This window comes from Comamonas sp. UBA7840 (assembly GCF_002501455.1).
GTDB classification, from domain to species: domain Bacteria; phylum Pseudomonadota; class Gammaproteobacteria; order Burkholderiales; family Burkholderiaceae_C; genus Comamonas; species Comamonas jiangduensis.
The window spans coordinates 112,263-131,878 of record NZ_DLTI01000016.1; the positions used below are offsets into that span (position 1 = coordinate 112,263).

At 56.8% G+C, this 19,616-nt stretch carries 15 protein-coding genes and 2 tRNA genes; all 17 read right to left on the bottom strand.

Going from position 1 to position 19,616, the window contains the following annotated elements; all coding sequences use genetic code 11:
• Positions 1–217: 217 nt before the first annotated feature.
• On the bottom strand, positions 218–562 hold the full coding sequence (locus B3R00_RS05070; RefSeq protein ID WP_284214356.1) for an RNA recognition motif domain-containing protein: 345 nt from the start codon (positions 560–562) through the stop codon (positions 218–220).
• Positions 563–676: 114 nt separating this feature from the next.
• On the bottom strand, positions 677–877 hold the full coding sequence (locus B3R00_RS05075; protein WP_257469167.1) for a hypothetical protein: 201 nt from the start codon (positions 875–877) through the stop codon (positions 677–679).
• A gap of 504 nt (positions 878–1,381) precedes the next feature.
• Positions 1,382–1,457: transfer RNA gene (locus tag B3R00_RS05080), tRNA-Phe, on the bottom strand.
• Positions 1,458–1,554: 97 nt separating this feature from the next.
• A complete protein-coding gene (locus tag B3R00_RS05085) occupies positions 1,555–2,262 on the bottom strand; it encodes a response regulator (RefSeq protein WP_286997818.1) in 708 nt (235 codons plus the stop codon).
• 46 nt (positions 2,263–2,308) lie between these two features.
• Complete coding sequence (locus B3R00_RS05090; protein ID WP_286997819.1) at positions 2,309–4,612, bottom strand: sensor histidine kinase; 2,304 nt, start codon at positions 4,610–4,612, stop codon at positions 2,309–2,311.
• The gene (locus tag B3R00_RS05095) at positions 4,612–5,256 is read right to left on the bottom strand and encodes a DUF4390 domain-containing protein (RefSeq protein ID WP_257469166.1); all 645 of its coding nucleotides are present in this window, start codon (positions 5,254–5,256) and stop codon (positions 4,612–4,614) included. The genes B3R00_RS05090 and B3R00_RS05095 overlap by 1 nt, the downstream gene beginning before the upstream one ends.
• A 10-nt stretch (positions 5,257–5,266) precedes the next feature.
• The gene (rsmB, locus tag B3R00_RS05100; RefSeq protein WP_286997821.1) at positions 5,267–6,649 is read right to left on the bottom strand and encodes a 16S rRNA (cytosine(967)-C(5))-methyltransferase RsmB; all 1,383 of its coding nucleotides are present in this window, start codon (positions 6,647–6,649) and stop codon (positions 5,267–5,269) included.
• Positions 6,650–6,651: 2 nt separating this feature from the next.
• Positions 6,652–7,233 carry a hypothetical protein gene (locus B3R00_RS05105; RefSeq protein ID WP_286997823.1) on the bottom strand — a complete coding sequence of 194 codons (582 nt, stop codon included), beginning with the start codon at positions 7,231–7,233 and terminating at the stop codon, positions 6,652–6,654.
• Between the two features lie 94 nt (positions 7,234–7,327).
• Positions 7,328–11,533, bottom strand: a complete 4,206-nt coding sequence (gene rpoC, locus B3R00_RS05110; protein ID WP_284213586.1) for a DNA-directed RNA polymerase subunit beta' — start codon at positions 11,531–11,533, stop codon at positions 7,328–7,330.
• A 123-nt stretch (positions 11,534–11,656) separates the two neighbouring features.
• Positions 11,657–15,769 carry a DNA-directed RNA polymerase subunit beta gene (rpoB, locus tag B3R00_RS05115; RefSeq protein WP_286997824.1) on the bottom strand — a complete coding sequence of 1,371 codons (4,113 nt, stop codon included), beginning with the start codon at positions 15,767–15,769 and terminating at the stop codon, positions 11,657–11,659.
• 284 nt (positions 15,770–16,053) lie between these two features.
• A complete protein-coding gene (gene rplL / locus B3R00_RS05120) occupies positions 16,054–16,431 on the bottom strand; it encodes a 50S ribosomal protein L7/L12 (protein WP_174862224.1) in 378 nt (125 codons plus the stop codon).
• 36 nt (positions 16,432–16,467) lie between these two features.
• Positions 16,468–16,992 (bottom strand): 50S ribosomal protein L10, encoded by a 525-nt coding sequence (gene rplJ, locus B3R00_RS05125; RefSeq protein ID WP_219163547.1) that lies wholly within the window; start codon positions 16,990–16,992, stop codon positions 16,468–16,470.
• A gap of 227 nt (positions 16,993–17,219) precedes the next feature.
• Complete coding sequence (rplA, locus tag B3R00_RS05130) at positions 17,220–17,915, bottom strand: 50S ribosomal protein L1 (RefSeq protein ID WP_286997826.1); 696 nt, start codon at positions 17,913–17,915, stop codon at positions 17,220–17,222.
• Position 17,916: 1 nt separating this feature from the next.
• Entirely contained in the window at positions 17,917–18,348 is a 432-nt protein-coding gene (rplK, locus tag B3R00_RS05135) for a 50S ribosomal protein L11 (RefSeq protein ID WP_174862222.1), read from the bottom strand.
• A 93-nt stretch (positions 18,349–18,441) separates the two neighbouring features.
• Complete coding sequence (nusG, locus tag B3R00_RS05140) at positions 18,442–19,032, bottom strand: transcription termination/antitermination protein NusG (protein ID WP_286997828.1); 591 nt, start codon at positions 19,030–19,032, stop codon at positions 18,442–18,444.
• Entirely contained in the window at positions 19,032–19,415 is a 384-nt protein-coding gene (secE, locus tag B3R00_RS05145; protein ID WP_286997830.1) for a preprotein translocase subunit SecE, read from the bottom strand. The genes nusG and secE overlap by 1 nt, the downstream gene beginning before the upstream one ends.
• Positions 19,416–19,503: 88 nt before the next feature.
• A tRNA-Trp gene (locus tag B3R00_RS05150) sits at positions 19,504–19,579 on the bottom strand.
• Between the last annotated feature and the right edge of the window lie 37 nt (positions 19,580–19,616).

Below are 19,616 nucleotides of genomic sequence, written 5' to 3' on the forward strand. Positions count from 1 at the left end.
CGCTACATGCTCATTTTTTTACACGAATACATTAGGCAATCCATGCCCCCAAAGCGCTGGCACACATTGCTTCACGCGGTTTACCGGCGTGTTGGAGCGGCGGATTTCCTGGGGCGGGATTGCAAGGCGGCTGCAGCCGCTCTGCTCATTGCGCCTGGATCGCGCGCACAAAAAAAGCGCCTAACAAGGCGCTTTTTTTGTGGGGGCAAGATGCCGATCAGTAGCGACCGCCGCCGAAGCCACCGTTGCCGTAGCCAACATCAGAGCGGTTGCTTGCGCGGAACTCTCTGCCGCCACCGGAGCGGCTGCCCTCTTCACGAGGCTTGGCCAGGTTAACCACGATGGAGCGACCGTCGACGGACATGCCGTTGAGCGCTTGAATGGCTGCTTGAGAAGCATCGGCAGACGCCATCTCGACAAAGCCAAAGCCCTTGGAGCGACCGCTGTCGCGATCCATCATGATCTTGGCGGAAGTCACAGTGCCGAATTCGGCAAAGTTACTTTCCAAGCTGTCGTTCGTGACGGAATAAGGAAGATTACCAACGTAGATTTTGTTGCTCATGGAAAAGCCTTTTTATGAATGGATGGCCAGGATTGGCACATCGTTTGTTGTATGGCTGTGGGGATTGGGAGTCCGTCGCAACCGGAGGATGAAGAAAAGGTCTCTGCAGGAGGCCTAATCAACACATTGCAACGCGTGCACCCAGCCCTGAGTCACGGCGTAAATCTTGGCTGCTTCGGTCGATGCAAAGGTTTTGTCAAACCGGAAAACTCGGCAGTAGCTGCTGTTTTTCTGTGTTCGCTGCACAGCGAAAGTCGCTTGAAAGCGACCGCACTGGGTCTGACGTGATGCGGGCGTAACAAAGTACTTGCCCATTGCAATAGGGAGATGTGGAATCTGGATCAATCTGAACACAGGCTTGGTCTGCCTGCTTGAGCTTGAGATAACTCGATGGCTACTGCTCTGCAGCCAACGGTGCGAAAAATTTCGCGAAGATATTACGTGCAAGGATCAACGTGACCTACTTGCTAAGTGCCACCAAACAACGGATACGTTTTCAGGCGACTGCGCGCATTATGCGACTTATTTATAAAAATAACAAGATTTATTATTTTTTGAAATTTAGACATGCTTGAGACTAGCAGCCTTAAAGCACGCTACTTAGTAGCGAGTGCATAGCACAACAATGCACAAACAACCAAAAAAGCCACCCGGCAGTGCGTCACTTTTAGGAAGGAATCAGTACACGCTAGCGAAAGTCACTACGTAATCACGTGGATGCCCACGTGACTTCTATGGAGTTTCGTGGAAACAGAAAAGCCCTAAGTCGTTGAAAACTTAGGGCTTCGTGACTCCAGCGGACTTCCGTGGAATGGTATTTGGTGGCCTGGGACGGGATCGAACCGCCGACACGCGGATTTTCAATCCGCTGCTCTACCAACTGAGCTACCGGGCCTTGCGGCGCTGACTTCAAGTCAAATACTGCAAACAGGTCACAATTGTATGTCAGTTTTTGAGACTTCCAAACAAAAAAACGAATTTCTCTGGTTCGCCTACCCGCGGCGGCTGCGGCCTAAGTCAACGCCCAATTGACGCAATTTGCGATACAGGTGGGTGCGTTCCAAACCAGTTTTCTCTGCCACGCGGGTCATGGAGCCACCTTCGCGCGCCAAGTGAAACTCGAAATAAGCTTTCTCAAAGCCATCGCGGGCTTCACGCAAAGGACGATCCAGATCGAAATCTTGGTTGGCACTGGGCATGTTGTCAGCCGCGCTGCGCAGCCCTGACACGGGGCGCAAATGCAGTTCACTTCCGCTGTGCACGCTGTCATTCACCTGCACAGCATTCGCGGGTGGCAAACCCACAGCAAGCGCTGGCTTTGCCGCAGGCGCATTCGCATTTTTTGCCAAACCTTGCTCGACTGCTTTCAGCAGTTTTTGCATGGTGATCGGCTTTTCAAGGAATGACAGTGCTCCAATGCGCGTTGCTTCTACCGCCGTGTCGATGGTGGCATGGCCACTCATCATGATGACGGGCATGGTCAACTGCCCAGATGCAGCCCATTCTTTGAGCAGCGACACGCCATCGGTGTCTGGCATCCAAATATCTAGCAGTACCAAATCAAAGATACCGTTGTTACGTGCAGAGCGCGCCTGTGTGGCATTGGCTGCCATCTCTACGCTGTGTCCTTCGTCATTCAGGATCTCCGACAAGAGATCTCGAATGCCCAGTTCATCATCCACCACCAGTATGTTTGCCATGAGTTTCGAAAAGCCTATGTACTACAGGTTTTAGGTTCACCGCCCCTCACGGTGCCTCGGTGCTTACAGGAACAAATGATAGCGACACTTGCGCCCCTTGCACCATGCCGTTATCCATACGGTTGGTCAAATCAATGCGAGCGCCGTGCTCATCAGCAATTTTCTTGACCACCGCCAGACCCAAGCCCGTTCCACCTACTTTGGTTGTCACGTAGGGTTCAAAGGCACGCTGCAAGATATGTGGAGCAAAACCAATGCCACTATCACTGATACTGAGCCTTACACGCTTGGAACTTTCTATCCACTGGATAGCAATTTCAACCGCTGGAGGCTTCACCCCCAAAGACTCAGCATGCTGCAGTGTCGCATCTTGCGCGTTTTGTACCAAGTTATGGATGACTTGGCGCAATTGCTGCGCATCTCCTGCTATCCAGGGGGCATCTGGATCCAACTTGGCACGCACGGGTACGGGCGTATTCTCTTCGCCGTAAAGCTGCATCAAGTCACTCACCAGCGCATTTAAATCCAGCGGCTGCAGATCTGCCGCTGGCAAGCGTGCGTAATCCCGAAATTCATTCACCAGCCTGAGCATTGCGCCCACTTGATCCACGATGGTTTTCACGGATCTGGCCAGCAATGCTTGGTCCGCAGGCTCGAGCTTGTCGGTCAACTTGATGGCCAGCCGCTCTGCCGAGAGTTGAATGGGCGTCAACGGATTTTTGATTTCATGGGCAACGCGCCGGGCCACTTCCGCCCAGGCTTTAGAGCGCTGCGCAGAGACAATCTCCGAGATATCGTCAAACACAATCAAGCGGCGCGCTTGAGGTAACTCCGCCCCACGTATTACCAGCGTCGTTTTGTCTTGGTGCACCTCACCACCGGCCTCTGGCTGGGCATGGTCCAGTGACAGCTCCAGCACTTGCTGCCAGCGGTCTCTGCCTGCATCAGCGCCTTGATCCCCCAAGAAAATACCAAACTGTTCCTCCACCATACGGGCCAGCGCAGACAGCCCTGGTACTTCCTCCAGCTTGCGTCCGATGTAGACCGCCATTGGTGCGCGCAAAATGCGTGTAGCGCCGGGGTTGATCGACAGTACATGCCATTGATCGTCGAGCACCAGCACCCCAGCGGTCAGGTTATCCAAAATGGTTTGTAAGTTTGTGCGGGCAGCTTTGACTTCCCCCATGCTCTTGTCCACGGCGGTGCGTGCATCCAGAAGTTGCTGCGTCATCAACGCAAACGAGCGTGTCAGCCCGCCCAGTTCGTCTTGGGTTTGCAGCGCAATTTTGGGCGTCAAATCGCCCCTGGCCACATCACGCACCCCCTGCGCCAGCACCAACAAAGGTCGCGCCAGCTGATTGCCCAGCAGCACCGCCAACAGCACTGCACCAAAGACCGCCAAGAACAAGCTCAGCGTCAGCGTACCGATGTACATGCGCTGCAACCCTTCGCGCGCCAGCGCACGCTCTTGGTACTCTCGATTGGCGTCCTGTACTGCCAGGGCGTTTTCCACCAAAGCCGCCGACAAAGGGATGGATGCCTGCAAAAAACGCTGCTCGGCCAGTAGTTCCAGCCGGGGCTTGCTCACCAGCACCAGCGTTTTGACATACACGCGGTCAAATGCTTCTCGACTTGCAGAGGCCGCCAGTTCGTCCAGACCTTCAATGCTCGCTACCGGCCTTAAGCCCGAGCGCAAACTGCGCAGCTGCTGGCTGCTCGGGCGCGCAGGTGCCAGCTCAAACATCGAACTGCCCACGCTGGCAATCGCCACACCGGATTCATTCCACAGCACCACATCGGTGGCGCCCAGTTGCTCCCGAATACGCTCTAACGCCACACCCACCGCGGCATCGGGCACCTGGCTTAACTGCTGGCTGGCCGTGCGCGTGTTGTTGGCCATGTCATTGGCGACGATGTCCAAGGTGAGGCTGGCCAAATTGACCCCTGCGCTCAGCGCTCCCTCCACCTTGACGTCAAACCAGCTCTCGATAGAGCGAGAGACAAACTGGTAAGACACCAAGTAAATGAGCAAACCGGGAATCACTCCAACCAGCCCAAAAATTGCTGCCAGCTTGAAGAGCAAGCGGCTGCCAAACTTGCGCTGCTTCCAACGCACCGCCAAGCGCACCGCCATCCACAGCAGCACCAGCGCCAGCACTGCGGCAACTAACACGTTCAAGCCAAACAGCCATGCGTAATGCCGCTCATACAGCTCGCGGTTGTTCGTGGCCTGCATCAGCAAAAACAGCAGCACCAGGCCAATGGCACACATGACCGCACCCGCAATGCCCAACGCCCACCGGGCGGATTGACGAGATACCGAGGCGGGCGTTGTGTGTACGGCGGTCATTACAGTTTGTCCAAGTCCACGCGCTCGCGGCGTGTGACCAACAGATTCCAATCCGAGCGACCCAAGGCGCCAATCTGCAAAGGCCTTGGGAAATGCGAAAGGTCAATGCGAAAGCGCAATTGCAAAATCGCACTTCCGCTGCTGGGCAAATCTGCCACTTGGCCAATGCGCCAACGCACAATCCGCTGCATGGATTGCACGGCCTCTTCCAAGGTCTCGAACGAGCTGGACAGCGCCACCCCCAGACCTTGGCCTTCAAATGGCTGACTGCCGGTGTACAAGCGCCAGCGCCGCGTCAAAGGCTGGTAGCTCAACCGCATGTAGCGGTCGGCACTCAAAAGCTGCTCATCGCGCCAATACCAGCGCTCTTGCAGCATGTCTGCTTCAGCGATGAAGTGCACGGGGATCCCTTTGAGCAAAGCATCCTGCACCAAATCCGGCAGCGACCAGTTCAGTGCGGCCGTCAGCAGCACTGCGTCGCCATCGCGCTGCAACTGAATGCCAGCACCTTCAACGACGCTGGCGCTTGCCTGGGCATTCGCCGCTGCATGCTCTTGCGCTTGGCCTGCCGTGGGCTGGCATAAAGCGGGCACCAGCGCCGCTGCGGCAGCGACCACCAAGCCACGCCGCTGCCTTCCTTGCAAGGGCAAAGAATCAGGCGTTTTTTTGGAACAGTGCGAAGAAGAAGCCGTCGTGGTCACCCGCGTCATTGTCCGGGAGTGCTCCGCCTTGCGCCGCAATTCCCGGAATTAAATGTCCGGGTGAAGGCAATAACTGCGCCTGGGTGTTGCGCGCAAGAAACGCTTGCACCTGCCCATCGCCTTCGGCCTTGAATACTGAGCAGGTGCAGTACAGCATGCGCCCCCCGTTTTTCAGCAAGGGCCACAGCGCATCCAGCATCTGCGACTGAATGGCGGCCAGCTGCGCCACATCGCTTTCGCGTCGCAGCCAGCGCACATCCGGGTGGCGGCGCACAATGCCCGAGGCCGTACACGGCGCATCCAGCAAGATGGCGTCAAACTGCTGGCCTCCATTGGCCTGCTGCCACCATTGCTGGGGCTGGCTCGCATCGGCCACCAGTACTTTGGCATGCGCCTGCAAGCCGGTGCGCTGCAGGGTGTCATGAATGCGCTCGCTGCGCACCGCATCCACCTCCAAGGCTGTCACCTGCATGGGCGATGCGGCACCGGCAAACTCCAGCAAATGCGCGGTCTTGCCACCAGGGGCGGCACAGGCATCCAGCACCTGCAAGGGCTGGCTCAGGTCCAGGACTTGCAGCAGCAGCGGCGCAGCCAGCATGGCGGCGCCGTCTTGCACCGACACCACGCCATCCGCAAAACCCGGCAGCACGTGCACAGGATGCGCCTGCGCCAGCTGCACGCCATCTTGGCCAAACAACTGAGCATCAATATCCATAGCTGCCAGCGCTTTCTGGTATTGCGCTGGAGTCGTTTTTTGCTTGTTAACGCGCAAGCTCATGGGTGCCTGTGCATTGTTGGCCGCCAAAATGCGTTGCCAATCTTGGGGGTGGTCTTTTTGCAGGCGGTCTACCCACCACTGCGGGTGGTTAAAACGCGCCAGCGTGTCGTGGTCCGTGGCGGCCACCAAGGCCTCACGCTCGCGCAAAAAGCGGCGCAAACACGCATTCATAAAGCCGGCTTGACGCTGCAACCCTGCACGCTTGGCCGCTTCAACGGTTTGGTTGACCAAGGTGAAGGGCTCGTACGGCGCCTGCTCAGGGTTCCAAGCCAGCGCCAACGCGGTACACAACAGCGCATCCACCTTGGCAGGAGGGGCTTTGGGCGCCAATTGCTTGCGTAGCACCTGGGCCCGCCCCAGCTGGCGCAGCACCTGGAACAACAAAGCCTGCACCCCGGGGCGCAGCCGCACGGGCACTGCCGCCAGGGCCGCATTGCCGGACTGCCCGGCAAGAATCATTTGCAGGCCTTGCGCGACTGCAGCAAGCTGCTGCCACAAAGGGATGGGCGCCGATGCAGGTGCAGCATCGCTTGGGGGAGGAAAAATCTTTCGCGTCATGCTCAGGGCTGCATCAGCAATGCAGCGTCTTTCTGAAAAGTGCGACCTGCTTTCAGGCCGCTTAGGCGTGCCACTACACACGCGGGAAATTGCACAATCGCACGGTTGTAATCTTGAACGGCCCCATTGAACTGCGCCGTACTGTGGGTTTGCAGCGCCATTAACTGCAGCCAGCGCTGGGACTGCGCTTGCACATGGGCATCCTGCGCGTCGTCCTGACCGGAGGCCAGCTGTACATAGGCCTGCCACGCTGCCTGTGCGCCTTGCCATGCGCTGTCCAGCGCGGCAATCACTTCCGGGCGCAGCGGGTGTGACTTGGCCTGCTGCAGCGCCGCTTCCAGCAAATCGGCACTGGGCAACAGCGCATGGTGGGCATGCTGCTGCGACACACTCGATACCCGTTCCTTGAGCTCTTGCACGCGCGCACAGTTGCGCAGCAGATCAACCGCCTGCATGAACTGCGCCTCTACGGCCGCAAATGCCTGCTTGCTGCCCGCACGCAAACGTTTGAGGCGCTTGAAGGCCCCGATCACCCAAAACACGAGTCCAGCGAGCACCAGCCACTCGAGCGACAAAATCCACATCGTTGGTTCAGCCTTTGTACCAATAAAAACGCTCCCTACCCACCGTCAGGCAAGTAGGGAGCGCTATGCTTTGCCTCGTCAGGCAACGCTGCGATTACGCGGCGCTGTCTTCGTCGGCGCTGACTTCACCGGCCATTTCGGCCGCTTCGGCTTCGGCGATGGCGCGGCGCTCTGCGTCGTCCATGGCGTCCTTGGCCTTGCGTGCCTGGTGGTAAGCCAAGCCTGTACCGGCAGGGATCAGACGACCCACGATCACGTTTTCCTTCAGGCCGCGCAGCTCGTCGCGCTTGCCCATGATCGCCGCTTCGGTCAGCACGCGGGTGGTTTCCTGGAAGGACGCCGCAGAGATGAACGAGTCGGTCGACAACGAGGCCTTGGTGATACCCAGCAGCACGTTGGAGTACGTGGCAGGGATCTTGCCTTGGGCCTGCAGCGCTTCGTTGGTGTTGAGGATCTCGGAACGCTCCACTTGCTCGCCAGCGATGTAAGTGGATTCGCCGGGGTTCTCCACCACCACGCGACGCAGCATCTGGCGAACGATCACCTCGATGTGCTTGTCGTTGATCTTCACGCCCTGCAGACGGTACACATCCTGCACTTCGTCCACGATGTAGCGCGACAGCTCTTCGATACCCAGCAAACGCAGGATGTCTTGCGGGTCGGCGGGGCCGTCCACAATCGATTCACCCTTGTTCACCACCTGGCCTTCGTGGACCAGAATGTTGCGCTCCTTGGGCACCAGCTCTTCCCAGACCTTGCCTTCCAGATCAGTGATCTGCAGGCGGATCTTGCCCTTGGTTTCCTTACCGAAGGATACGGTACCGGTCATCTCGGCCAGAGTGCCCTTGTCCTTGGGGGTACGGGCTTCGAACAGCTCGGCAACGCGAGGCAGACCACCGGTAATGTCGCGGGTCTTTTGACCTTCGACCGGGATACGTGCCAACACTTCGCCAGGGCCCACTTCTTGGCCGTCACGCACTTGAATCAGCGCGCCCACCTGGAAGCCAATGGTTACCGCATGGTCGGTGCCAGGGATCTTCACTTCTTGGTTGTTGGCGTCGATCAGCTTGACCTGAGGACGCACCACCTTGGCAGAACCACGGCGCTTGGGGTCGATCACAACCAGGGTCGACAGACCGGTCACATCGTCCACCTGTTTGGCAACCGTCAAACCTTCTTCCACGTTCTCGAAGTTCACCTTACCGGCATATTCGGTAATGATGGGTCGAGTCAGCGGATCCCAGTTGGCCAAGATCTTGCCGGCCTTGATGGCTTCATCAGGCTTGATGGTCAAGATCGCGCCGTAAGGCACTTTGTGGCGCTCACGCTCACGGCCGTTTTCGCTGATGATGATTTCACCGGAACGGGAAATCACGACCAACTCACCCTTGCTGTTCGACACATAGCGCATGGTGGCGTTGAAGCTGATCGAACCGTTCGACTTGGCTTCCACGCTCGACGCGATGGCTGCACGCGAAGCGGCACCACCAATGTGGAACGTACGCATGGTCAGCTGGGTACCGGGTTCACCGATGGACTGCGCAGCGATCACACCGACTGCTTCGCCCAGGTTCACCATACCGCCGCGACCCAGGTCACGACCGTAGCAGGTGGCGCACAGGCCGTAGCGGGTCTCGCAAGTCAGTGCGGTGCGCACCTTGATCTCATCCACGCCGTGCGCTTCGAGTTCTTCGATCAGGTCTTCGTTCAGCAGGGTGCCAGCAGGCAGCAATACGGAACGGTTCTCTGGGTGTAGCACTTCTTCAGCGGTCGAGCGGCCCAGCACGCGGTCGCGCAGGGATTCGATCACTTCACCACCTTCAACGATGGCACGCATCAGGTAGCCGTTGGAGGTGCCGCAGTCTTGCTCGGTCACAACCAAGTCTTGCGTCACGTCCACCAGACGGCGGGTCAGATAACCCGAGTTCGCGGTCTTCAACGCCGTGTCGGCCAGACCCTTACGGGCACCGTGGGTCGAAATAAAGTACTGCAGAACGTTCAGACCTTCGCGGAAGTTCGCGGTAATAGGCGTCTCGATGATCGAGCCGTCTGGCTTGGCCATCAGACCACGCATACCTGCCAACTGGCGAATCTGCGCAGCGGAACCACGAGCGCCGGAGTCGGCCATCATGTAGATCGCGTTGAACGACTCTTGGTCCACTTCGTTGCCGTGACGGTCGATGGTCTTTTGCACCTTCAACTGGTCCATCATCACCTTGGACACGTCGTCGCCCGCCTTACCCCAGATGTCCACCACCTTGTTGTAACGCTCGCCTGCGGTCACCAGGCCGGAGACGTACTGCTGCTCGATTTCCTTCACTTCGGCTTCGGCGTTGGCCAAGATGCCCGCCTTCTGTGGAGGCACCAGCATGTCGTCGATGGACACCGAGAAACCCGCATGGGTCGACAGACGGAAGCCGTTTTGCAGCAGCTTGTCCGCGAACACCACGGTGGCCTTCAGGCCGCACTTGCGGAAGGAAGAGTTGATCAGCTTGGAGATCTCTTTCTTCTTCAGCGCCTTGTTCATGTGGCTGAAAGGCAGGCCCTTGGGCAAGATTTCCGACAGCAGCGCACGGCCCACGGTGGTTTCCACCAGGCTCACGCTCTTTTCGAATTCGCCCGTTTCCTTGTTCTTGGTCCACTCAGGCAGACGCACGCTGATCTTGGCGTGCAGTTCCACTTCGCCAGCATCCAAAGCACGTTGCACTTCGTTGGTGTCCATGAACACCATGCCTTCGCCCTTGCCGTTGATCTTGTCACGCGTAGCGTGGTACAGACCCAGCACCACGTCCTGAGAAGGAACGATGGAAGGCTCGCCAGAAGCAGGGAACAACACGTTGTTCGAAGCCAGCATCAGCGTACGTGCTTCCATCTGTGCTTCCACAGACAGAGGAACGTGCACAGCCATCTGGTCACCGTCAAAGTCGGCGTTGAACGCCGCGCAGACCAGTGGGTGCAGTTGCAGTGCCTTACCTTCGATCAGGATAGGTTCGAACGCCTGGATACCCAAACGGTGCAGCGTAGGCGCACGGTTGAGCATGATCGGGTGTTCTTTGATGACCTCTTCCAGGATGTCCCACACCACAGGCGTGCCGGATTCCACTTCCTTCTTGGCCGCCTTGATGGTGGTCGCAATGCCGCGCTGCTCCAGCTGGGCAAAGATGAAGGGCTTGAACAGCTCCAACGCCATCAGCTTGGGCAGACCGCACTGGTGCAGCTTGAGGTAAGGACCCACGGTAATCACGGAACGACCGGAGTAGTCCACGCGCTTGCCCAGCAAGTTCTGGCGGAAGCGACCGCTCTTACCCTTGATCATGTCGGCCAAGGACTTCAGTGCACGCTTGTTGGCGCCCGTCATGGCCTTGCCGCGACGGCCGTTGTCCAGCAGCGAGTCAACCGCTTCTTGCAGCATGCGCTTTTCATTGCGAGCAATGATCTCAGGAGCTTTCAGCTCCAGCAGGCGGCGCAGACGCGAGTTACGGTTAATAACGCGGCGATACAGATCGTTCAGGTCGGAAGTCGCAAAGCGACCGCCGTCCAGCGGCACCAAAGGACGCAGGTCTGGAGGCAGCACAGGCAGCACTTCCAGCACCATCCACTCGGGCTTGATACCGGATTTCTTGAACGCTTCGAGCAACTTCAGGCGCTTGGCGTTCTTCTTGACCTTGACTTCAGAGCCAGTCAAGTCACCACGCAGGCGCTCGATTTCGCTGTCGATGTCGATGGATTCCAGCAGGTCCTTGATACCTTCGGCGCCCATCTTGGCTGTGAACTCGTCGTAGCCAAATTCTTGCTGCTTCGCTTCGTAGTCGTCTTCCGTCATGATGCTGAACTTCTTCAGCGGGGTCATGCCGGGGTCGGTCACCACATAGGCTTCAAAGTACAGCACGCGCTCGATGTCGCGCAGTGTCATGTCCAGTACCAGACCCAGGCGCGAAGGCAGCGACTTCAGGAACCAGATGTGGGCGCAAGGTGCAGCCAGGTCGATGTGACCCATGCGTTCGCGACGCACCTTGGTCTGTGTGACTTCAACGCCGCACTTCTCGCAGATCACACCGCGATGCTTGAGGCGCTTGTACTTGCCGCACAAGCATTCGTAGTCTTTGATAGGGCCAAAGATCTTGGCGCAGAAAAGACCATCGCGCTCGGGCTTGAACGTACGATAGTTGATGGTCTCGGGCTTCTTTACCTCACCGAAAGACCAGGAACGAATTTTCTCGGGCGAAGCCATGCCGATCTTGATGGCATCGAAATGCTCATCCGGCGTGAATTGCTTGAACAGGTCGAGTAACGATTTCATGAACTCTTTCCCTTTTCATCAAAAATTATGGCTACCAGCGCTTGATCTACAACGGTTTGCAAGCGATATCACTTGCAAACCGTTTAAACATGAGCGCTAACAGCTCTCTTTTTTATTTAGGCCTTAGGAACGCTCGAGTTCGATGTCCAAGCCCAAGGAACGAATTTCCTTGACCAGCACATTGAACGACTCTGGCATACCCGCTTCGATGGCGTGCTCGCCCTTGACGATGGATTCGTACACCTTGGTACGGCCCACCACGTCGTCGGACTTCACTGTCAGCATTTCCTGCAGAACGTAAGCGGCGCCATAAGCTTCCAGCGCCCACACTTCCATTTCACCGAAACGCTGGCCACCGAATTGCGCCTTACCGCCCAGAGGCTGCTGTGTCACCAGCGAGTAAGGTCCGGTGGAACGCGCGTGCATCTTGTCGTCGACCAAGTGGTGCAGCTTCAGGTAGTGCATGTAGCCCACGGTGGTGGGACGCTCGAACTGCTCACCGGTGCGACCGTCGAACAGGTAGGCCTGCGTACGTGTCTCGGTCAGGCCCTTGCGTGCCTTCAGGTGCTCAGGGTATGCCAGCTTCAGCATGTCCTTGATTTCCTGCTCGGAAGCGCCGTCGAACACTGGCGTTGCGAAAGGCACGCCAGTCTTCAGGTTTTCGGCCATGTCCAGGATTTCGGCATCGCTCAGCTGCGACAAGTCTTCCTTGCGACCGCGGCTGTTGTAGACCTCTTCCAGGAAGGAACGCACTTCAGCCACAGCGGCTTCGTCACGCAGCATGTCGCCAATGCGCTGGCCCAGGCCCTTGCCGGCCCAGCCCAAGTGCACTTCCAGCACCTGACCGATGTTCATACGCGAAGGCACGCCCAGCGGGTTCAGCACGATGTCGGCTGTGGTGCCGTCGGCCATGAAAGGCATGTCTTCCACAGGCACGATGCGCGAGACCACACCCTTGTTACCGTGGCGGCCGGCCATCTTGTCACCAGGCTGCAGACGACGCTTGACGGCCAGGTACACCTTGACCATCTTCAGCACGCCGGCGGGCAACTCGTCGCCTTGCGTCAACTTCTTGCGCTTTTCTTCGAAGGCCAGGTCGAACTCGTGGCGGGTTTGCTCCAGCGAATTCTTGATGGACTCCAGCTGGGCAGCCACGTCGTCTTCCGCAGGGCGGATGTCGAACCAGTGGAACTTCTCCACGCTGTCCAGATAGGCCTTGTCGATCTTGGCACCCTTGGCCAGCTTGTTGGGGCCACCGTTGGCGGTGCGGCCGATCAAGAGCTTCTCGATACGGTCGAACGCGTCGGCTTCCACAATACGCAGCTGGTCGTTCAGATCCAGACGGAAGCGCTTGAGTTCATCGTCGATGATCTGCTGAGCACGCTTGTCACGCTGGATGCCTTCACGGGTGAAGACCTGCACGTCGATCACAGTGCCGGAAGAACCCTGGTCCACACGCAGCGAAGTGTCCTTCACATCGGAGGCCTTCTCACCGAAGATGGCGCGCAGCAGCTTCTCTTCAGGCGTCAGTGTAGTTTCACCCTTAGGTGTCACCTTGCCCACCAGCGTATCGCCGGGCTGCACTTCTGCGCCCACATAGATGATGCCGGACTCGTCCAGACGGTTCAGTTGGTGCTCAGACAGGTTGGGGATGTCGCGGGTAATTTCTTCCGCACCCAACTTGGTGTCACGCGCCATCACCACGAGCTCTTCGATGTGGATCGAGGTGTAGCGGTCTTCCGACACCACACGCTCCGAGATCAAGATCGAGTCTTCGAAGTTATAGCCGTTCCAGGGCATGAAGGCGATCAGCATGTTCTGACCGATGGCGATTTCGCCCAGGTCGGTCGATGCACCGTCGGCAATCACGTCACCCTTGGCCAGCGTGTCACCACGCTTGACCACAGGACGCTGGTGGATGTTGGTGTTCTGGTTAGAACGCTGGTACTTGATCAGGTTGTAGATATCTACACCCACTTCACCAGCCACCGCTTCTTGGTCGTTCACGCGGATCACGATGCGGGTTGCATCGACGTAATCCACGATACCGCCACGGCGTGCAGTCACCACAGTGCCGGAGTCGACCGCGGCCACGCGCTCGATACCAGTACCCACCATGGGCTTTTCTGGACGCAGCACAGGCACAGCCTGGCGCGACATGTTGGCACCCATCAACGCGCGGTTCGCGTCGTCGTGCTCCAAGAATGGAATCAGGGACGCAGCCACCGACACGATCTGCGCAGGCGACACGTCCATGTACTGCACGCGCTCAGGCGACAGCAGGGTGGACTCACCCTTTTCACGGGCCGACACCAACTCGCCCACCAGACGGCCTTCAGCATCGAGCTCGGCGTTGGCCTGCGCGATGATGTACTTGCCTTCTTCAATGGCGGACAGGTAGTCAATTTCCATGGTCACCTTGCCATCGACCACGCGACGGTAAGGGGTCTCGATGAAACCGTACTCGTTCAGACGAGCGTACAGCGCCAAGGAGTTGATCAGACCAATGTTTGGACCTTCAGGCGTTTCGATCGGGCAGACGCGACCGTAGTGGGTCACGTGCACGTCACGCACCTCAAAGCCAGCACGCTCACGGGTCAAACCACCTGGGCCAAGGGCCGATACACGGCGCTTGTGGGTGATTTCGGCCAGAGGGTTGGTCTGATCCATGAACTGCGACAGCTGCGACGCACCGAAGAACTCCTTCAGCGCCGCAGAAATCGGCTTGGAGTTGATCAGGTCGTGAGGCATCAGAGGGTCTTGCTCTGCTTGACCCAGACGTTCCTTCACAGCTTTTTCGATACGGGCCAGACCAGTGCGGTACTGGTTCTCGGCCAGTTCGCCCACGCAGCGAACACGGCGGTTACCCAAGTGGTCGATATCGTCCACTTCGCCACGGCCATTGCGCAGGTCCACCAACAGCTTGACCACGGCCAAGATGTCTTCGTTGGACAGCACCATGGCGCCGGTCGCACCATCGCGACCCACACGGGCGTTGAACTTCATGCGGCCTACGCGCGACAGGTCGTAGGTATCTGGGTTGTAGAACAGGCGGTGGAAGAGGGCCTGCACGGCGTCCTCGGTCGGAGGCTCGCCAGGGCGCATCATGCGGTAGATGGCCACACGTGCCGCGAACTCGTCCACGGTCTCGTCGGTACGCAGGGTTTGCGAAATGTACGCGCCCTGGTCCAGTTCGTTCGTGTAGATGCACTGCACGTCCTGGATGCCGGCGCTGCGCAGCTTTTTCAGCAGCGCTTCTGTCAACTCTTCATTGGCCTTGGCAATGATTTCGCCAGTGTCAGGGTCAATGATGTTCTTGGCCAATACGCGGCCAATCAGGAAATCTTCAGGAACGCTGACAAACTTGGTGCCCGACTGCTCCAGCTCACGGGTGTGGCGTGCAGTGATGCGTTTGTCTTTGGCGACCACGACCTTGCCCGACTTATCGGTGATGTCAAAGCGTGCCACTTCACCCTTCAGACGATCAGCCACAAATTCCATTTGTGCGCCGCTGTCCATCAGGCGGAAGTTATCGTTCACGAAGAAGTGAGCAAGGATTTGCTCAGGATTCATGCCGATGGCCTTCAGCAGGATCGACACGGGCATCTTGCGACGACGGTCAACGCGGAAGTACAGCAGGTCCTTCGGATCGAATTCGAAGTCCAACCACGAACCACGGTAAGGAATGATGCGTGCCGAGAACAGCAGCTTGCCCGAGCTATGGGTCTTGCCCTTGTCGTGCTCAAAGAACACGCCAGGCGAGCGGTGCAGCTGCGAAACGATCACACGTTCCGTACCGTTGATGATGAAAGAGCCCTTTTCGGTCATCAGGGGCACTTCGCCCATGTAAACCTCTTGCTCTTTCACTTCCTTGACCACCTTGGACTGGCTGGTCGAGGACTCACGGTCATAGATGATCAGTTGAACCTTGGCACGCACCGCCGAGGCGAATGTCAGACCACGGGTCTGGCATTCACGCACGTCAAACGCTGGCTTAGCCAAGTTGTATTCAACAAACTTCATCTCCACGAAACCATTGTGGGAGACGATAGGGAATGCCGATTCGAAAGCCGCTTGCAGGCCTTCCATCGTACGTTTTTTGGGGGCTACATCTGCTTGCAGGAATGCGGTATAGGCATCTTTTTGCATCTGCAGCAGGTAAGGCACTTCGAGCACGCTGTCGCGGCTGCCGAAACTCTTGCGAATTCGCTTGCGTTCGGTGTAAGAATAGGCCATGAGATCTCCGGGCAAAGACATGAGTCCTGGGTCTGCGACGACACTGTCCGGCAAATACAGCGAACGCTTTTTTACCGGCTTGGCGGTTGGCCACTACCAACCATGGCTGACGGCAATGCATTGCACATTGCCCGAACCAAGGCATCTTCTGCTGTCGGGTTGTCAGAAGACACTAGAAAAACTGTTGAAAACAGGCTTTCTGGTGCGCTCTGTAAAAGCCACATCCACAAGCGCCAAAGGCTGGAGTGCCTTTACAGACACTCCAGCCTCAGGATTGAACGGAATTACTTCAGTTCAGCCTTCGCACCAGCTTCAACCAGCTTCTTCACAGCAGCTTCAGCGTCAGCCTTGGCAACAGCTTCCTTCACGTTCTTGGGAGCGCCGTCAACCAGATCCTTGGCTTCCTTCAGACCCAGGCCAGTGATTTCGCGCACAGCCTTAATCACGGAAACCTTGTTTGCGCCAGCGTCAGTCAGAACGACGTTGAACTCGGTCTTTTCTTCAGCAGCAGCAGCGCCACCAGCAGCGCCGCCGGCAGCAGGAGCAGCCATAGCAGCGGCGGACACGCCAAACTTCTCTTCAATTGCCTTAACCAGGTCGTTCAGTTCCAGAACAGTCATGCTGTCCAGGGCGGTCAAGAATGCGTCTTTATCGAATGCCATTTGATTTCCTAACAAATTGGTTGGTTTGCCGAGCGCTTAGGCTTCGGCTGTTTCGGCTGCCACTTCGGCAGAGCCTTCGCTCTTCTGAGCCGCCAAGGCGCCCAGCACAACGGCTGTACGCGAGATGGGGGACATCAGCAAGCCACACACTTGAGCCAGCAAAACTTCCTTGGAAGGAATGTTTGCCAGTTGCTTCACGGCGTCAACGTCCAGGGCTTTACCTGCAAACGCGCCTGCACGAATTACCAACTTGTCGTTGGTCTTCGCGAAGTCGGCCACAACCTTAGCTGCGGCGATTGCGTCTTCAGAGAAGCCATAGATCAGAGGACCAGTCATCTGGTCTGCCACAACTTCAAACGCGCTACCGGCGACAGCACGGCGTGCCAAGGTGTTCTTCAACACGCTCAGGCTCACACCCTTGCTGCGAGCATCAGCACGCAGTTTGGTCATGTCGGCGACCGTGATGCCACGGTATTCCGCGATCACAAGCGTTTGAGCTTTAGCGGCGAGGCTGGTCACTTCATTGATGACCGCTTCTTTCTCACTGCGATTCAGACTCAAGGTCTACTCCTTAAAATGCGTTCACAAAGCGTACTTTGTAAACGCGCTCTTATTGCAGCGACCAACTGTTAGAAGGAAATGAATCCATCTGCAGCGGGATCGCCATCTGCGCTGGAAAATTAAGTGGCAAGCCACACCAGCGGTCTTGGATGACCTGCGCTACTGCAAGCAGCAGCGCAGCCCACCACATTGACTGCCTATTTCTAGGCAGTCGAATATTTTAGCAATTAAGCTGCGATGGACTGTGTCTCAACGCGAACACCCACACCCATGGTGGAGGATACTGCCACCTTGCGCAGGTAAACACCCTTGCTGGAAGCAGGCTTGGCCTTGTTCAACGCCTCAATCAAAGCAGCCAAGTTACCTTGCAGCTTGTCGTTGTCGAAAGAACGACGACCGATGGTCGAATGGATGATGCCAGCCTTGTCTACGCGGAATTGCACTTGACCTGCCTTAGCGTTCTTCACAGCCGTAGCAACGTCAGGAGTCACGGTACCAACCTTAGGGTTAGGCATCAGACCACGGGGACCCAAGATCTGACCCAACTGGCCCACGATACGCATGGCATCAGGTGCAGCGATCACGATGTCGAAAGGCATGTCACCAGCCTTAACCATGGCAGCCAGGTCATCCATGCCGACCACATCTGCACCAGCAGCCTTGGCTTCTTCAGCCTTGGCGCCTTGTGCAAACACAGCAACGCGGGCTGTCTTACCTGTACCGTGAGGCAGCACAACAGCACCGCGCACCACTTGGTCCGACTTCTTGGCATCTACACCCAACTGCACCGCCACATCGATCGATTCATCAAACTTGGCAGTTGCAGCTTCTTTCACCAAAGCAACCGCTTCGGCGAAGGCATACAACTTGGTGGAGTCCACCTTACCCTGCAGGGCTTTTTGCTTCTTGGTCAACTTGGCCATTTTACAAACCCTCCACGATCACGCCCATCGAACGAGCAGAACCAGCCAAAGTACGCACCGCAGCGTCAACATCAGCAGCGTTCATGTCCTTCAACTTGGTCTTGGCGATTTCTTCCAGCTGTTCGCGAGTGATCTTGCCAACCTTAGCCTTCAGAGGGTTCGAAGAACCCTTGTCCAGCTTGACAGCCTTCTTGATCAGCACGGTTGCTGGGGGCGTCTTGATGACAAAAGTGAAGCTCTTATCAGCAAAAGCCGTGATCACCACAGGCAGAGGCAGACCTGGCTCAACACCTTGAGTCTGCGCATTGAATGCCTTACAGAACTCCATGATGTTCAGACCACGCTGACCCAGCGCAGGACCGATTGGAGGGGATGGGTTGGCCTTACCAGCTGGCACTTGCAGCTTGATGAAGCCGACGATTTTCTTCGCCATTTTTAGCTCCTTACGGGTAATAACGCTGAAGCAATTTCAGCTCCCCGAGGGTTAACGCCCCCTTGTTTCAACACGCGGGGCTACAAACGTACCTCAGGTCTTTTCAACCTGAGAAAACTCGAGTTCAACAGGCGTCGAGCGCCCGAAAATCGCAACAGATACGCGCAAACGATTTTTCTCGTAATTAACCTCTTCAACACTACCGTTGAAGTCTGTGAAAGGACCTTCTTTCACACGCACCAATTCGCCCACCATAAATTCAATCTTATGACGAGGCTTGTCGGAGCCTTCTTGCATCTGACTCACAATTTTTTGAACTTCTGCTTCAGAAATAGGAGCAGGGCGGTTTTTAGCACCACCGACAAAACCAGTCACTTTGCTGGTGTGCTTCACCAAGTGCCAAGTGTCATCATCCATGACCATTTCAACAAAGACATAGCCAGGGAAAAGGCGACGCTCTGTGGTCTTGCGCTGACCGTTCTTCATTTCCACCACTTCTTCGGTGGGAACCAAGATACGACCAAATTTATCTTGCATACCTGCGCGATTGATACGCTCAGTAATATTACGCTCTACAGCCTTCTCCATACCCGAATAGGCATGGACGATATACCAGCGCAGATCAGGATTGACGGGAGTAGACGCACCAGCCTCGCCGGACACAGGTTCGATCGCATCAGTCATTAGCTTCTCCAGCCCAAAACGAGATCATACAGAACCCATTCGAGCGTTTTATCCGTCAGCCACAGAAACAGAGCCATGACCACCACAAACGCGAAAACGTAGAGGGTCATCTGCAAGGACTCCTTGCGAGTTGGCCACACTACTTTTTTGACTTCTTTCCAAGAATCTTTGCCAAAGCCAAGCAATTGCTTACCCTGCTCCGAAACAAGAAAGGTAGCAACAGCAGCAATCAACCCGACTGCCAAAACACCCCATTGAGCTGCAGCACCTTGCTTTGACAGCAGATAAAAGCCTGCAATAGAGGCAATCACCAGAAGTAAAGCTGCGACCAATTTAGCTTTATCGGCGCCTGAGCTAACTGTTTCTACTTGCGATGCGGCCATATCTCTCTTTTCTATCTGCAGCAAATGCTACAGCACAAGACACTTAAGCCCGCCAGTTACTGGCGGGCTTGGTGCTACCACTACATGGTGGCAGGGGCAGTAGGAATCGAACCTACAACCTTCGGTTTTGGAGACCGACGCTCTGCCAATTGAGCTATACCCCTAAACCCGTAATAAATAAATTAGGCAATGATCTTAGCA

Excerpts from the sequence above, each read along its gene's own strand:
- rsmB (WP_286997821.1), bottom strand. The coding sequence starts at position 6,649 with ATGACGCGAAAGATTTTTCCTCCCCCAAGCGATGCTGCACCTGCATCG.
- secE (WP_286997830.1), bottom strand. The coding sequence starts at position 19,415 with ATGGCCGCATCGCAAGTAGAAACAGTTAGCTCAGGCGCCGATAAAGCT.
- B3R00_RS05090 (WP_286997819.1), bottom strand. The coding sequence starts at position 4,612 with ATGACCGCCGTACACACAACGCCCGCCTCGGTATCTCGTCAATCCGCC.
- B3R00_RS05085 (WP_286997818.1), bottom strand. The coding sequence starts at position 2,262 with ATGGCAAACATACTGGTGGTGGATGATGAACTGGGCATTCGAGATCTC.
- B3R00_RS05105 (WP_286997823.1), bottom strand. The coding sequence starts at position 7,233 with ATGTGGATTTTGTCGCTCGAGTGGCTGGTGCTCGCTGGACTCGTGTTT.
- B3R00_RS05070 (WP_284214356.1), bottom strand. The coding sequence starts at position 562 with ATGAGCAACAAAATCTACGTTGGTAATCTTCCTTATTCCGTCACGAAC.
- rplL (WP_174862224.1), bottom strand. The coding sequence starts at position 16,431 with ATGGCATTCGATAAAGACGCATTCTTGACCGCCCTGGACAGCATGACT.
- rpoB (WP_286997824.1), bottom strand. The coding sequence starts at position 15,769 with ATGGCCTATTCTTACACCGAACGCAAGCGAATTCGCAAGAGTTTCGGC.
- nusG (WP_286997828.1), bottom strand. The coding sequence starts at position 19,032 with ATGACTGATGCGATCGAACCTGTGTCCGGCGAGGCTGGTGCGTCTACT.
- rpoC (WP_284213586.1), bottom strand. The coding sequence starts at position 11,533 with ATGAAATCGTTACTCGACCTGTTCAAGCAATTCACGCCGGATGAGCAT.
- rplK (WP_174862222.1), bottom strand. The coding sequence starts at position 18,348 with ATGGCGAAGAAAATCGTCGGCTTCATCAAGCTGCAAGTGCCAGCTGGT.
- B3R00_RS05075 (WP_257469167.1), bottom strand. The coding sequence starts at position 877 with ATGGGCAAGTACTTTGTTACGCCCGCATCACGTCAGACCCAGTGCGGT.
- rplA (WP_286997826.1), bottom strand. The coding sequence starts at position 17,915 with ATGGCCAAGTTGACCAAGAAGCAAAAAGCCCTGCAGGGTAAGGTGGAC.